We start from the raw sequence: 14,805 nt of genomic DNA, 5'->3' as shown, positions 1-14,805 counted from the left end.
CCGATTATTTATGCTTAACTCATTATAATATGTTTTGGTAATACAATAATCTAATAGATGAAAATATAAGTTTTTTCGGGAAGAATATGTCGTATGAAGAACCTTAGAGCCTGGTTCATAGCGACCCGACCCTGGTCATTTGTCATGACGGCTTCCTCTATCACAGCCGCTACGGTCTACACCTACTTCCTGACAGGTATCCTAAACCTTCCATTTTTCATAGCGACACTTCTAGGGGTAACTTTGCTACATGCCTCGGCAAACGTGCTGAACGACTACTACGACACGAAACGAGGCGTTGACATCCCAGGAGCGCCTACAACCCAGTATCGCCCCCACCCCCTTATAACCGGCTTGACAACCCCAGAAAAGCTCAGGAATTTTGCTCTCACACTTTTAGCCGCCGGGCTCTTTTTCGCCTTTATACTTGCAATCTATAGAACCCTCATAGTAATCCTCCTTGCACTCTCCGGCGTGTTCTTCGTGATAGGATACTCCGGATTGTTGGGCTTGAAGTACAAGGCTCTTGGAGAACTCTCAGTCTTTCTGAGCTGGGGGCCACTCATGTGGCTTGGAACCTATTATGTTCAGACGGGCCTTCTCGACCTACAACCGGTCCTCGCAAGCATACCAATAGGCTTGCTAGTGGCTGCTGTTCTTACCGCAAACAACCTGAGGGACATAGAGTTCGACAAAAGCCGGGGGGCCACAACCCTTGAAGTTCTGCTCGGCCGTGAAAAGGGGTTAAGATTCTTCGCCTACTTTGAAGTGTATCTAGCATATATGGTTCTTGTCGTGTTGACGGCTCTTCGACTAGTACCCTTAACCGCGCTTCTCCCCATCTTAACACTCCCGAGTGCTTTCAGACTTGTGAAGATGTTCCAAAAAGAGATTCCTGCCACAGCAGACCCTATGACGGCAAAGCTGGTACAAGACTTCGCTATATGGTATATTTTGGGCTTGGCTCTCGGCCTTGTTATTAGATTCTAACCGGAGGCAATGAAGGCATGAATCCTTATCGCAATATTAACGCTAGAAACACTATAGCCATGAACATATTGGCAATTTTGAAAGCCTTGTAAGACCAGGTCTTGTATTCTTTTGTCATTAATCCCTTCGTTAGATAAAAGAGCACGATCACAAGCGGAACTATAGATAGGAGGAACCCATATGTTGTTAAGACGCCTAGAGTATAAAGGGAATATACGATCAGACCCACTATGATAGCTGATGTAATGGAGCCTAAAACCCCGGCTCTCTCGCCCATTACTACGGGAAGCATCGGGACGCTTGCTCTCCTATAATCCTCGACATAGTACGTTGCGAGAGTCCATATGTGAAGGTTGCTCCAAACGGCTACAAGGAGCATGAGGAGGACACCATGCATGTCTAGGCTTCCTGTAGCTCCTACCCATCCCCCCAGAGCTGGCATACCACCCGCAAAGCCGCCGAAGACAGTGCTCCAGGGGCTCCTTCTTTTCAGGAGGTATGTATACAAGATTATATCTATAGTGAAGCCTAAAAGTCCCGCTAAGAACACCCAAAAGTTGACCATTACACCTAGAACGAGACCAATAGCAACCGCGAGAAGGCTTAGAAGAGCCCCCTCCTGCTTGCTCAGTCTACCTGAGGGAATAGGTCTCCTATGAGTCCGAAACATTAAGGAATCTATATCAGCATCCAATACCATGTTAAGCCCAACTGTGCCCGACATTGTAAAAAACATAGAGAGGAGGGTCAGGACGAGATGAGAAGGGTTAGGCTTCACGTTGCTTGCCGCCAGGAAGGCGAAGAATCCGGTCCAAATCAATAGCAAACTTTGTTTAAGTTTGAAGAAGTCGAACAGCAACTCTTTAAACGTTAGATTCATAGCGTGAGAATCTCACCTGGAGAATATTAAATTTTTAGTCTACAATCCGCTATAATTAGGCTTTACGGCTTGATGATTAATGGCTGTTCATTATACGGGATAAGGTCATACTCCAACCTGCATACCCCTTTTTCACCCTTAAAGACGACCACCAGGCTTTCAGGCTGCCCATTCAAGGTCAACTTTATCCTGCCCGAGACAACAGAGGGGCTAGAAATCTTCGTCTCGGTTAGAGCTGCCGTAAGGGTGAAAACATCCAAGCATGTTTTGCCGCAAGTGGAATTGAATAAGATGACTTTTCCTTCAGGAATCCCTCTAATATATATCTCGGTCGAGTTCATGGCCACGTCGAGAAGCCTTAATACTAGTAGGTCCTCTACATCCCATCCTCTCCCCCTCGAGATCCACGCCCCCTCAAGATTTACAAGCGAGGTGCTCTTATTCGAGTAGAAGAGGTAGGCCTCGGGGCTCCCCTGCTTAGGCACCACGGATATGCTTGTCGAGATTTCATGTGTAGCCAAGCTCACATTACCCTTAACGAAGACGTAAGTGTCCGAGCAATTAATGCGTTCCTCGAAGCCCCAGCCCTTCCAGCTCAAAATGGAGCTCTTTGCATGCGATAAAAGGACCTTTGCGTCCTCAAAACTCGAAGTGTAGATGTAGTAGATTACTCCTGCAAGGATTATCCCTGCAATGATTGTCAAGAGCACGGGTCTCTTCACTTCCAACCATTGTTTTTATCAAGTACACTTAAATAAAATTTAAGACTAGGTGTCTATGATTTCTCGAGGTATATATGATGAGAGAGTTCCGGGAAGTCTTCTCGAAGGTTAAGGGCCTCCCCAGGAACATAAAAGTGCTTGCAGCGGGATGGCTATTATGGTCGCCTGTTCAAGCAATGTCAGGCCCATATATACAGCTCTATGTAAGCCGGCTTGGCGCAACAACAGAGGATATCTCGATAGTACAGTCTTTCCAGCAGCTTGCTAATGCTGCCTCCAGGGTAATTGGAGGATATATAGCGGACAGGCACGGCAGGAAAAAAATAATAATCATCGGGACTCTACTCGTTTCCCTTATCTACCTTTTAATGGTCTTTGCCCCCGACTGGCGCTCCTACGCTATCTTAACAGGGCTCAACAGCCTATCACTTTTCTACCAGCCTGCCCTTGAAGGAATACAAGCTGACTCTGTTATGCTCCAGACAAGGGGGCGAACCTATGCTTTTGTAAACTTCCTGAGCGGACTAGCCTCCTCTGTAGCCCCCTTGGGCGGCGCCGCAGCCGTAAACGCTCTAGGGATAGTCGATGGTGTTAGGCTTAGTTTCCTGCTTAGCGCCATAGTCGGCTTCTTCATAACTTGGATGCGTCTACGATACATGGAGGAAACCCTCCCCACAAGCGATAATCATGGAGGCTTCGTGGAAGCTTACAGGAAAGCTCTCGCTGTAATGAAGCAGCACATAACCAACTTAATACTAGTCGACGTCATTCTAAACTTTCTGGGAGGTGTAACATTCCTAGGAAACTATTACATGTATTATTACCTGGGCGTGGATAAAACTGGACTAGGACTCTTAGCCACTCTAGGAGGAGTTACAGGACTCCTGTTTACCCTTCCAGCAGGATACATAGCTGACAAGCAGGGGAGAGGCTTCTCGATTCTATGGGGGCACATCTTAGGAACCTTGAGCCTTCTTGTCTTCGTCTTAACCCCGCCCCACACAAGTTACACGATGCCACTCTTGGCCTTTTCTTCGCTGATGGGTTCTCTCGGCGGCCCCCTCTACGGTATAGCCTACTCGACGCTCAGAGCAGACCTGGTTCCCAAGGAGCATAGAGGACGTGTATACGCGCTCATGGGCATCCCCCCGGTGATAGCCTGGAGCATTGGAGCAATAATAGGGGGCTGGATGTACAACGCTCTAAGTCCTCACACACCATTCGTGGCCGGCCTTATTCTCAGGGTGCTCCTCACACCCTTACTCATCGTGCTCTTTAAGTCCGTAACCCTGGTCATAGATCAGCAGCTTACAGGTAACGGATCACCGGCTCGATAACGGGTGGAGGCCTACGCTTATGATCGGTTTTCAGGTGCATGTTTATTACACGCTGTATAATCTCCATACTGATGCCGGTTTGCTTGCTAACCTCCTCGGGTTTTAGCCTTTTATCGAACAACCCGAATAGTATCTCGTCGATAATCTCGTAGCTTAATCCAATCTCCTTCTCAGCCTCGTGATCCGGCCATAATCTAGGGCTACTCGGCTTAAACGCTATTCTCTCGGGGAGACCCAGGTGCAGAGCCATTTGCCTAACGTATGTCTTGTATAGACCGCCGATCGGCAGTACATCCACGCCTCCATCGCCATACTTTGTGAAGTAGCCTATTAGGAGCTCACTCTTATCACCTGTACCTATAACTATACTGTTGTACTTGTATGCGCGCTGGTGCAGGATCGACATCCTGACGCGAGCCGCTAGGTTACCCCTCTCCATATGCGTCATCGGGCCCAACGCTTTGTCGAAACATCTAAGTATAGGCTCGATTTCTATAACCTCCACTTTTTCCCGTGTAACGCCCGCTTTTTCCGCAACCAAGAAGGCATCCTCAACATCCTCCTTAGGAGTGGCCAAGCTGGGAAGAATAACCGGGTGCAGGTTTTCACTCCCTAAAGCCTCCGCTGCAAGTAGGGCCGCCACGGCACTGTCGACTCCACCGCTCACACCTATGACGCCGCCTTTCTTACCAGCTACCTGAAAAACATAGTTTTTCAGTCCCTCGACGATGGACTTTCTCGCCAGCTCGAGGTCTATTCGGGGCAGCACAAATCTCTCGAAAACCTTAATACCGTCCTCCATATATCCCTTTCATAGATATCAATGATTATAACGAAGGAAAAGCTTCTTTCTTTCACATCTAAAAGTGGTTTATACAGTGTTGAGGAATCCGGCGGCAGGCTGACACTAAAGTTCTCCTCGGTTATCCTAGAAGAGGTTCTCGGCGAGTACTCAGAGATAACAATATCTGGGAGAGTTCTCGGCGAAAAGATCGATATAGATAAGGTGGTTATTCTTAGGCCTGGCTACCGAGAGGAGGTGGATCCTGGGGTTTTGGAAGGCTGGCTTCGCTACATTGAACAGACAGAAAAAGTAACTAACAAGCCTTAACACCAATTGGATTAATAATCCGGATGATGATTTAGCATCATATGAAGCTAATATACCTTGTACTGGATGGTGTTGCCGACAAGCCTGAAGACGGCCCGACCTCTCTTGAAGTGGCTAAGCATCCGGCGCTAGATAAACTTGCAAAGGAGGCTAAAGGTGGCCTGATGTACACGATAGGGAGGGGCATCGCCCCCGAGAGTGATGCAGCGGTAATCTCAATCCTCGGCTACAACCCTCACGAAGAATACACGGGTCGAGGACCGCTCGAGGCCGTCGGCGCAGGTCTTTCTCTCAGAGAAGGATACGAGGTTGCCTTCCGTGCAAACTTCGCTACAATTGATCCGGAAACTCGAAGAATTATAGATAGGAGGTGTGGCCGGAATCTCACAGGCGAGGAGGCACACGAGCTTGCAAAAGCACTGGACGGGCTTGATCTCGGCGTGCATCACGGCTACGCGAGGGTTGTAGCAACCGTGGGGCATAGGGCCGTAGTTATTATAGGCAGTATTACGCACAGGCTCAGTGATGCTGTTGACAACACGGATCCAGCCTACGCTAAGCATGGATATGTATCTGTAGCTAGGGCCACGTTTCAGCCCTTTGTTGCGAAAGCAGACCCTCTAGAGGACACGGAGGAGGCAAGATTGACTGCAGAGCTCGTCAACAGGTTTACAGAGATGGCTATTTCTATCCTTAAGGATCATCCCGTGAACCATGCGAGAATGAGAGAGGGTAAACCCCCTGCAAACGCTATACTCTTGAGGGACTCCGGAGGCCGTCTACCGAGGCTGCAGCCTATAGGTGAGAAGTTCGGCCGGCGTTTCGGCGCAGTGGCAGAGATGCCTGTCGAAATAGGCATTGCACGAGTCCTCAAGATGGATGTTGAGCCTGTCTCTCCTCCAACAAACGATAAAGAGTCGGATTACAGGATAAGGCTTGAGGCAACTTTGAAGCTTCTTGCCAGGAATGATGTGGTCTATGTTCACCTCAAGGGTCCTGATGAGCCGGGTCATGACGGGGATTTCAAGGCTAAGGTGGCTAGCATCGAGGCGATCGACAAGTACTATGTTGAACCTCTCCTAGCCGAGATAGAGAACAAGGATGTCGCGGTCCTAGTTACGGCGGACCATGCGACTCCTTATACGCGGAGGGCACACACAGACGATCCTGTCCCGATTTTGTACTATCACCCTCTCCTGGAGAACGATAAGCTTTCACGCTTCACAGAGAGGGAGTGTGCTAGAGGCACCCTAGGAATATTTGAGCATGGATGGAGTATGTTGCCCAGGGTGTTGGAGCTACTCTAGTGTTGTAGACCTGATTTTCCCACCGTTGTCTATATTCGACTAAAAGACAAAAAATCTTTATCAGATAACCAGGGTTCTTACTCCTTCGATAGGATTACTGATACCATATGCGTTATTGCAGCGGCTAGGATGAAGATAGCCCCAGCTAGCTCGAGTATCGCTACGCTCGGCCAACCAACAGTCACATGCACAAGGTATGCGAGGGGGATCGCTGATACCCCTAAACCCAGTAGGATGATTCCTGTCTGTCTCTTACGCTGTAAAAGGAAGCTTAAACCAAGGACAGAGATTCCAAGTAAGCTTTGAATGTAGAACCACGTCGAGACAAATGTGTGAGGCCTTGTACCGCTCGGATATACTCCTATCAGCGCGAGGAATATGCCTGCTGTGAAGAGCAGTCCAGCGGAAAAAGAGTCTAGGCGTGATCTGCTGTAGGCCAAGACTCCCATAGAGTACAGTATGTATAAAATTCCCGAGATGATGAGGGTCCAGTTGAATATCCAGGGATCAGTTGCCCTGGGTCCACCTAGATCACTGAACGCGTTTCTGATTAAGCTCCACCATGTGTTCTCGCTGGCTGAAACGAGAACGCCCAGGGTAAACGCGACGAAGGCTAGAGGCCCTGCAGCCAATAGATACATTTTGATGGTTTTCATGCTCGCGTGTAACATAAAATGTTTAGCATGTTAAACTTAACGTTGATAAGCCCGCAGCTCTTCCCTTCATTGTGAAAAATCTTCCAAGGTCTCTCCAAGTCTCGTTGATCGCTGTCAACGCCACCTTGTACGCGGTACTTGGCTATCTGACTTATCTTGGAGTATTTGCACCGGCCTTGGGCACGGTGAGATTCTGGCCAAGCGTCTTTGTTCCGGCTGTATTCGCAATCGCCTTCTCGCCTCTCATCGGTGGTCTAGGGGCCGCAATAGGGATATTTATAAGCGACATGATGATTCATGGAAACCCTCTTCTCAGCTTAACCGTGGGTGTACCAGCCAACTTTCTAGGCTTTTACACGGTTGGCGTCGTCTATCGTTATGTTAGGAATACTAGAAATGCACTAACCCTTACACTGATTGAGATTTTAGCAGTTTCCGCATCTCTTTACCTGGTATCTTCTCTGGGAGTTCTAGACAAAGGTTTTGTTTTCTCGGCAACACTGGCGATAGTGTTTACAATAGCCTTGACGCTTGCCTTCATGCTCATTTATAAGGGGGAGGCTTCTAGAGTAGCATTTGCCGGGTCCACAGGGCTAATACTAGGCTCGGCCGTTATAGGGATAGGCGTCTGGCTTTATAGTCAGTTCTTTCTACTGCCTACCGGTGAGAAGGGTCTTCCTCTATGGGCAGCCCTTGTATGGTTTTTGTGGACATATATCACGGAGGTACCCTTTATTGTCCTACTGGCGCCTCCTGTGATACACCTTCTCGAAAAACTAGGCCTGGCTAAGAGTGGTTAGACATGAGATGCACCAAGGCTTGGAGTCCTGCAGGGCTCTCCGCTATTTTCGAGGCAGTGGTTGTCGAAGGAGACCCGATGCGTTCCGGGGCTAGGGGTGCTGGTTTAGCCCTCGAAAAGGGTGTAATGGTAGAGGTATGCCTCTCAGAGGAGGGAGTCTATGAAACCTATCTCAATGATATTAGAGGCGATTACATTGTTGCGAGGATGGCAGCAGAAGAAGTTGCTAAGCAGGCCAAGTATACGGGTGGCTTCATAATCAAACAATGGGTCGAGGTTCCAATCGGAGGAGGGCTAGGAACCAGCGGGGCGAGCTCGCTTGCAGTAGCGCTTGCTGCGTCAAGACTTCTCGACTTAAAAATTACCTATACTTCAATTGCACGCATAGCCCATAAGGTCGAGGTCTTAGCAGGTACTGGCTTAGGAACGATCTCGGGCCTAGCATTAGGCGGAGCCTGCATTGTTCTTGAGCCAGGGCCACCTGGCTACGACAAGGTAGAAAGGATACCCATAGGCCAAGACTACGTTGCTGTGGTTGGATTCTTCGGGCCCATAAAGAAGAGCACGGTCTTGAGGTCCACAAGTTTAAACGAGATAAACAGGCTGGGCAGGAGACTTGTAGAGGAGCTTGCACGCGAGCCAACAGTTGAGAAAATGCTCGATATTTCTAAGAAGTTCTCCATTGAGACGAGGCTTGCCACAGAAAAAGTGGCTAGGGCTTACCAGGTCTTAGAAGACCAGGGTTTTCCACACGCGGGTCAAGCAATGGTGGGCGACACGGTCTTTACCGTGGTCCCCGAGAACAAGGCTGACAAGGTTGTGGAAATACTTGAAAGGCTCAACGCTAGGGTGATTACCTCGCGTATCTCCTGGAAGCCAGCCGTTCTCCTAACCTCTTGACCCTAAATCGATATTATCGTATTTCAGTAATCCCGGTAAAAGTTAAAATTCCTATATCCTCATTGATTATTAGGTGTTGTTTCTTGGCAAAAATGGTGAGGGCGCACCTGTTAATCTCAGGTCACGTGCAAGGAGTCTTCTATAGGGCTTCGATGCAGGAGGTCGCCAGACAGCTTGGCGTTACAGGGTGGGTTAGAAACCTTCCTGACGGGAGGGTGGAGGCGGTAGTCGAGGGCGAGGAGGACAAGGTATTAAAGATTATAGAGTGGGCTCACAGGGGTCCAAGGTTTGCTAGAGTTGAAGAAGTAAAGGTTGACTGGGAACAATACAAGGGAGAATTCAAGGACTTCTATATAAGGTGGTGAATGAGTTTGAGAGAGCTACACAGTGTAGCCAAAGTTATCAAGGATGCTCTCCCTCTTCTCCGCCCCCCTCCTGAAGTAGCGATAGGCGTAGAGCAGTCCCTTGGAAGGTATTCAGCTGAGAGCGTCTACTCGACGTTCAGGCTTCCTCCTCGTGGTAAGAGTGTCGTTGACGGCTACGCAGTGAGGGCAGTCGACGTTGAAGCAGCTTCCCCTAGTGCTCCCGTACCATTAGATTTGAGACCAGAACTTCTAAGACCTCTAGGAGGTGTGGACTTCGTCCTACAACCTGGCCAGGCTGTAAGGATAGAGACCGGCGCTCTACTACCTGAGGGTGCCGACGCGGTAATTCCGGTCGAGGATGCCTTTGAGGACAAAGGTAAGGTCTTCATCTTGAAGCGCGTGGCGCCATACGAGAACGTCTCATTGCCCGGAGAGGAGTACGATGCAGGTTTACCCATAATAAAGAGAGGAGAGATTGTAACACCTCCTGCAATAGCGGCGTTAATTCTCGAGGGTAGAGAACATCTTCGGGTTTTCGAAGCCACTGCAAGGATTTTAAACGTCGGCGACGAGATAGTAAGCGGGTCTTTCTTCAGGCCCTTCACGCATATGTTTGTGAAAGCCTGGCTTGAACAACACGGCTTCAAGGTATTGGAAGTGGATTTCTCGCGTGACGAGGAGGGCGACATACTTGAATGGTTGAAGGGAGGAGAGTCGTATCTCAACATCATGCTTGGAGGCACATCTATGGGTGGCCATGATTTCACTGTGAGGGCTCTGGAGAAAATGAGGCCCGAGTATATGGTACACGGTTTCGCGGTTCAACCTGGGAAAACAGCTTGCCTAGCCATAAAGGATGGTAGACCATTCATAGCTATGAGTGGTCTACCAGTTGCAGCACTCTCAACACTCGAAGTCGTCCTTAAACCCCTGTTTAGGGCAGCGGGCCTCAGGCTACCGGAATATCCAGTAGTTAAGGCTCGCCTCACGCGTAGAGTAACCGTTAAGATGGGCGTGATTGGATTTGCTAGAGTCAGAGTCTACAAGTGTGGCGAGGAGCTCTGTGCTGAACCAGTGATGCTGGGGGGCTCTGGCTCGCTGGCAAGTCTTATTAGGGGCAACGGCTTCGTTATAGTACCGGAGGGGGTGGAGGGGTACGAGGAAGGGGAAATCGTCAAGGTACATCTCTACAAGGGTGTTGATGAGTGACAAGTGAGAGAAAAATATACAGGAACCTGGTGGGGGTCGACGAGGTTTTAAAGATAATAGAGTCTTATCGTCGTCTAGAACCCCTAGGAGAAGAAGAGGTTCCCCTGGAGGAGTCTGTCGGGCGTGTTCTAAGCCGCAACGTTTACTCCCTTATAGACTATCCGCCCTACACTCGCGCGTTAGTCGACGGGTATGCTGTTTTAAGCAGTGATCTGGTCGGGGTTTACGAGGATAGGCCAAAGACCCTGAAGCTTGTGGGGAAGCTTTCGACAGGGGAGACTCGAGTACCCCACATAAGTTCGGGTGAAACCGTTGAGGTCTCAACTGGCGCGATTGTACCATATCCGGCAGACGCTGTGGTTCCCGTGGAGTACACGCATGCCTCGGGGGATAAGGTTACCTTTTACAGGAGCGTAAGCCATGGGGAAAACGTCGACACGGCTGGCTCAGACATTGCTAGGGGGGAAGTTGTAGCCTGGAAGGGTGAACTCGTTACGCCTCTCCTGGTTTCGTCACTTGCAGCTACGGGGCTTAAAACAGTCTGGGTTTACAGGCAGGCTCGTGTAGGCATAATACCCACTGGCAACGAGATAAAATACCCGGGCGAGAGACTCGAGTACGGCCAGATCTACGACTCCAACTCGCACATGATTTATGCCTTCATGAAGCTTCTCGGTGCAAAGCCAAAGATATACGAGAGGGCGCTCGACGATCCCTCTCAGATAGGCGAGTACATAGACAGGGCACTGGAGGAGAACGACGTAGTTGTAACAATAGGTGGTACAAGTGCGGGTCTAGAGGACTACACCTACCGGGCAATGTCGAGGCTAAAACCAGGGATCATCATTCATGGTGTCAGGGAAAAGCCAGGGAGGCCTTTGGTTGTTGCTCTCCACGGAGACAAGATCCTCCTAGGCCTGCCGGGCTTTCCAATGTCGTGTATGCAAACAGTCTACTTGTACCTTATCCCAATCGTGTCTAAGCTCCAAGGATTACGAGAACATTCGATCGAGGCTGTGAGGGCCGAGCTGGCATTGCCTCTGAGAAACGAGCCAGGGATAAGGTCATTTATACCCGTCATACTTGTCCAGAAGTATTCCGGAATGAAGGTTTTCCCTCTTCCCGGACATAGTGGGAGGGTCTCCTTAATTTCTCTCTTTGATGGCTTCGCAGTACTCCGCGAAGACCAGGAATATCTGCCCGCGGGATCTATGGTTGAGGTACTTTTAAACCCGTTCTCGAGGCGCCCAGAGGTAAACATTATCGGTAGCCACGATCCTCTTCTCCAAGAGGTTGTAAGCGAGACATTAGGGGCATCTGTTAGGCTCGTCAATGTAGGGAGTACGGGTGGCTTGCAAGCCGTAAAGAGCGGTATAGCGGACATAGCGGGGAGCCACCTCTTAGACCCCGCCACCAACGAATACAACATTCCATACGTAAAAAGCTATGGCATTGACAAAGTCATCCTCATAAGGGGATATCTCAGAGAGCAGGGCCTCGTTTACCGGAAGGAAAAAGAACCCGTTCAGTCCATTTCCGAGGTGATCGACAAGGGCTTAAGCTTTGTCAACAGGAATCCTGGCAGCGGGACCAGGGTTCTCATCGATAAACTCCTCGAAGATGAGGCCGCGCGGAGGGGTATAACATCCTCCAAGCTTAAAGCACAGCTAAAGGGCTACACGTTCGAGGTTAAAACGCATGAAGCAGTAGCCCACATCGTGGCTAGCGGCGTGGCTGATGTTGGTGTTGCTTTGAGATACTTCGCAATAAAATATGGCTTAGGCTTCACAAGTCTCGCGTGGGAGAGATACGATTTAATTGTCAGCAAGGAATCCCTTCAAAAACCCAAGGTAGCTAGGCTTCTCGAGAGAGTAAAAAGCCTCAAGGGCGAGGACATCGAAAAGTTCCCCGGCTACCGCGTGGATGGAGAGACAGGTAAAGAATACGAATTCTAATCACTCACTCCTCTCTGTACAGCGTATTCTTCAGTCAGCCTTTGGATAAGCTGGCTATACGAGTCATGCAATACCGAGTGGAGCGGCCCCTCTCTTACAAGCCTCCCCATGAATAATATGGCGGCACGGTTAGCAACCCGTCTCGCCTGGCCAGGGTCATGTGTTACGATGATCACTGTGACATCACGTGAAAGCTCCCTTATAACCTCCTCGATTTTAGCAGCGTTTACTGGATCCAAGTTTGCCGTCGGTTCATCCATCAGTAGTATCCTGGGCTTCAAAGCGAGAGCTCTCGCTATGCAGAGGCGCTGCTGTTGCCCTCCACTAAGCGTGGATGCTGGATCTCGGAGGCGGTCCTTTACTTCGTCCCATAAAGCAGACTTCTCGAGAGCCCACCTAACCAGGCTATCGAGTTCAGATTTCTTAACTGTATTGTGTAGCCTTGGACCGATAGCCACGTTATCGTAGATGCTGAGGTGTGGGAAGGGGTTTGGTGTCTGGAAAACCATTCCCGTAAGCCTCGCGAGCTGGTCAGGCCTGACCGAGTCACCGTAAATGTCTAGGCCCATCACCTCAACCCTTCCTTCGACTCTGCTTTCAGGTCTAAGCAGTATAAGCTTGTTTATCACTCGGAGTATAGTTGACTTACCGCTACCTGATGGCCCCATAATAGCGTACACGGTGTTCAAGGGAACACTCAGATTAACGTTGAACAAGACTTGTCTCTCACCAAACCACACGTTCAAGTTCGAAAGCCTAACTGCAACACTACTCATGCGTATCTCACCTCACCAACAACCCTTCTAACTAAGTAGGAAAGGGAGAGAGAGCCTAGTAGTAGGATAGCGGATGCAGTCCAAGCTAAAATCCTATAATTGTCATAGGGTGTCTGAGCGAACTTATAAATCAAGAGAGAAACGGTATTCGAGGGTCCCAGTAGCCCGTAGAAGCCGTAGAGGGCGAAGCCCGCAGTTAGAAGAACGGGTGCGGTCTCCCCTAGAGCTTTCATATAGCCAAGCATTATCGCGGAGGCGACCCCACTCTTACTCATAGGCACTAATAAGAACCAAACGGTTTTCCATCTCGGTAGACCAAGCGAGTAGGCTGCTTCCCGGTAAGTCGAAGGAATAGACATAAGGGTTTCACGCACCTGTGTCACGATATATGGTAGTGCTGCTATAGCTAGGCTTACAGCGCCAGCCAGCATTGAGTAACCGCCGAGCGGGAGACATACGACACTGAATACGAAGAGCCCTATAACTATCGTAGGCATCTCAGATATCATCTGGACCGCTTGGCTCACAATTTTAGAGAGCTTTCCGTTACGGTTCTCGCTCAAGTAGACTCCGACAACCACACCTAGCGGTGCCGCGAACGTGATGGCTAGCCCTGTTATGAAAATAGTATTTAGAATCACGGGTCCAAGCCCTCCTATCTCGGAGCCCCCCGGCATACCCGGTGGCTTAATGAATAAGCCCATCCCCTCCGATAGTAGAGCTTTAAAACTCCAATAAATGGAGCTTCCAGCTATTAGCCCTGTAGCAAGAACAGGCATGGCTGTCCCTAGAGTGACCAGCAATAGGAAGACTTTATCGAGAATATATCTTATCCTCCCCACTCACCACCACCTATCACGAGTCTCCTGGCAACCCACATCCCCAGGAGTATGAACAAGCTACTAGAAACGAGCATAACGAGTGCTGCGGCGAAGAGCGCGCCCGTCATGTAGTTATAGAGTGACGTCTCTGAGACGTAGTTCACTATCAGGCTAGAGATCGTGATGCCCGGCATGAGAGGGGAAAGCGCAAGGTTAAATGAGTTCCCCACTACCATTGATACTGCCGTGGTCTCACCCACACACTTTCCAAAGACAAGCAGCGAGGCTCCTAGGACGGCTCCCTTGACCATCCCATACTTAATCCGAAGCCTCTCATAGCCGAGAGCGCCAAGGCTGTGCATGGCCTCGATGTAGGTGAACGGGATTTTACCGTATACTTCGCTTATAATCAAAGACATGTATGGGATGTTCATAAAGGCTAGCACTATCGCGCCGGCCAGTATGGACTGTCCAGTCGGTGAAGCCGTTAAACCCCAAAACTCAATGAACTTCCTGACAGCGGGCACGACGAACTCGAGACCCCATATACCGTAAACGACCGTGGGTATGGCTGCTGCGTAGTAGAGGGCGCTTTTTATTGTTTCTCGTATAGTTATAGGCATATATTCGTAAGTGAAGGCCACAAGGCCAAGAGAGATGGGAAGAGCTAAAAGCACGGCTATCACAGAGGTGTAGAAGGTCCCGGTTAGAGCTGGTAGGATTTGATATGTTTCAGATGAGGGGGACCAGTTGGAGCCGATCAGGAAATTTATACCCTCCCTAGTGAAGGTTGTCATAGAGTTCGCTAAAAGTACTAGGAATACTCCAACCACGATGGCTAGCACTATCACTAAGAATGGAAGTGAGAGCAAATTCAGGTCATCGTGTATGTTCATCTTCCTCTGACCTATAACCCGTATATAGTGATATAAAACTATCGTCATTAGAAAAGAGAAAATATAGATATAAAAAATAAT

Annotated in this window: 16 protein-coding genes; 9 read left to right on the top strand and 7 right to left on the bottom strand. The window is 49.4% G+C overall.

Annotated elements, in window-relative coordinates; translation table 11 throughout:
• Nucleotides 1-93 precede the first annotated feature (93 nt).
• Nucleotides 94-990, top strand: a complete 897-nt coding sequence (locus MA03_RS04540; protein ID WP_052884139.1) for a UbiA family prenyltransferase — start codon at nt 94-96, stop codon at nt 988-990.
• A gap of 25 nt (nt 991-1,015) precedes the next feature.
• Here the strand turns inward: MA03_RS04540 and cyoE are convergent, their stop codons facing one another.
• Together cyoE and MA03_RS04530 are read right to left on the bottom strand one after the other, a co-directional pair.
• A complete protein-coding gene (cyoE, locus tag MA03_RS04535; protein WP_052884138.1) occupies nt 1,016-1,870 on the bottom strand; it encodes a heme o synthase in 855 nt (284 codons plus the stop codon).
• 62 nt (nt 1,871-1,932) lie between these two features.
• On the bottom strand, nt 1,933-2,598 hold the full coding sequence (locus MA03_RS04530; protein WP_052884137.1) for a hypothetical protein: 666 nt from the start codon (nt 2,596-2,598) through the stop codon (nt 1,933-1,935).
• A 71-nt stretch (nt 2,599-2,669) separates the two neighbouring features.
• Between MA03_RS04530 and MA03_RS04525 the strand changes: the two genes are divergently transcribed.
• Entirely contained in the window at nt 2,670-3,929 is a 1,260-nt protein-coding gene (locus MA03_RS04525) for an MFS transporter (protein WP_052884136.1), read from the top strand.
• On the opposite strand, the gene MA03_RS04520 is transcribed toward MA03_RS04525, so the two are convergent.
• A complete protein-coding gene (locus MA03_RS04520) occupies nt 3,901-4,731 on the bottom strand; it encodes an NAD+ synthase (RefSeq protein ID WP_052884135.1) in 831 nt (276 codons plus the stop codon). The two genes, MA03_RS04525 and MA03_RS04520, sit on opposite strands and share 29 nt — an antisense overlap.
• A 21-nt stretch (nt 4,732-4,752) precedes the next feature.
• Between MA03_RS04520 and MA03_RS04515 the strand changes: the two genes are divergently transcribed.
• Nucleotides 4,753-5,040: a hypothetical protein gene (locus tag MA03_RS04515; RefSeq protein WP_052884134.1), complete on the top strand. Its 288-nt coding sequence runs from the start codon at nt 4,753-4,755 to the stop codon at nt 5,038-5,040.
• 41 nt (nt 5,041-5,081) lie between these two features.
• Nucleotides 5,082-6,347, top strand: coding sequence for an alkaline phosphatase family protein (locus tag MA03_RS04510; RefSeq protein ID WP_052884133.1), 1,266 nt, complete (start codon nt 5,082-5,084; stop codon nt 6,345-6,347).
• A gap of 77 nt (nt 6,348-6,424) precedes the next feature.
• Here the strand turns inward: MA03_RS04510 and MA03_RS04505 are convergent, their stop codons facing one another.
• Nucleotides 6,425-7,003 carry a DUF998 domain-containing protein gene (locus MA03_RS04505; RefSeq protein ID WP_052884132.1) on the bottom strand — a complete coding sequence of 193 codons (579 nt, stop codon included), beginning with the start codon at nt 7,001-7,003 and terminating at the stop codon, nt 6,425-6,427.
• A gap of 71 nt (nt 7,004-7,074) precedes the next feature.
• Between MA03_RS04505 and MA03_RS04500 the strand changes: the two genes are divergently transcribed.
• The 5 genes from MA03_RS04500 to MA03_RS04480 all read left to right on the top strand — a co-directional run bounded on the left by MA03_RS04500 (nt 7,075) and on the right by MA03_RS04480 (nt 12,231).
• The gene (locus tag MA03_RS04500) at nt 7,075-7,803 is read left to right on the top strand and encodes a hypothetical protein (protein ID WP_052884131.1); all 729 of its coding nucleotides are present in this window, start codon (nt 7,075-7,077) and stop codon (nt 7,801-7,803) included.
• Between the two features lie 2 nt (nt 7,804-7,805).
• Entirely contained in the window at nt 7,806-8,702 is an 897-nt protein-coding gene (locus tag MA03_RS04495; RefSeq protein WP_052884130.1) for a pantoate kinase, read from the top strand.
• A gap of 92 nt (nt 8,703-8,794) precedes the next feature.
• A complete protein-coding gene (locus tag MA03_RS04490) occupies nt 8,795-9,067 on the top strand; it encodes an acylphosphatase (RefSeq protein WP_052884899.1) in 273 nt (90 codons plus the stop codon).
• 6 nt (nt 9,068-9,073) lie between these two features.
• Entirely contained in the window at nt 9,074-10,276 is a 1,203-nt protein-coding gene (locus MA03_RS04485) for a molybdopterin molybdotransferase MoeA (RefSeq protein ID WP_191118412.1), read from the top strand.
• Nucleotides 10,273-12,231 carry a molybdopterin biosynthesis protein gene (locus MA03_RS04480; RefSeq protein WP_052884128.1) on the top strand — a complete coding sequence of 653 codons (1,959 nt, stop codon included), beginning with the start codon at nt 10,273-10,275 and terminating at the stop codon, nt 12,229-12,231. Before MA03_RS04485 ends, MA03_RS04480 begins: the two co-directional genes overlap by 4 nt.
• On the opposite strand, the gene MA03_RS04475 is transcribed toward MA03_RS04480, so the two are convergent.
• Genes MA03_RS04475 through MA03_RS04465 form a run of 3 tightly spaced genes read right to left on the bottom strand, consistent with a single transcriptional unit; the run spans nt 12,228 to nt 14,772 of the window.
• Nucleotides 12,228-13,007: a phosphate ABC transporter ATP-binding protein gene (locus tag MA03_RS04475; protein ID WP_052884127.1), complete on the bottom strand. Its 780-nt coding sequence runs from the start codon at nt 13,005-13,007 to the stop codon at nt 12,228-12,230. The two genes, MA03_RS04480 and MA03_RS04475, sit on opposite strands and share 4 nt — an antisense overlap.
• Nucleotides 13,004-13,849, bottom strand: coding sequence for a PstA family ABC transporter permease (locus tag MA03_RS04470; RefSeq protein WP_052884126.1), 846 nt, complete (start codon nt 13,847-13,849; stop codon nt 13,004-13,006). Before MA03_RS04470 ends, MA03_RS04475 begins: the two co-directional genes overlap by 4 nt.
• Nucleotides 13,837-14,772: a PstC family ABC transporter permease gene (locus MA03_RS04465; protein ID WP_052884125.1), complete on the bottom strand. Its 936-nt coding sequence runs from the start codon at nt 14,770-14,772 to the stop codon at nt 13,837-13,839. The genes MA03_RS04470 and MA03_RS04465 overlap by 13 nt, the downstream gene beginning before the upstream one ends.
• Nucleotides 14,773-14,805 lie beyond the last annotated feature (33 nt).

It is taken from the genome of Thermofilum uzonense, from assembly GCF_000993805.1.
Classification (GTDB): Archaea; Thermoproteota; Thermoprotei; order Thermofilales; family Thermofilaceae; genus Thermofilum; species Thermofilum uzonense.
This window is presented reverse-complemented; position numbering and strand designations above follow the sequence as displayed.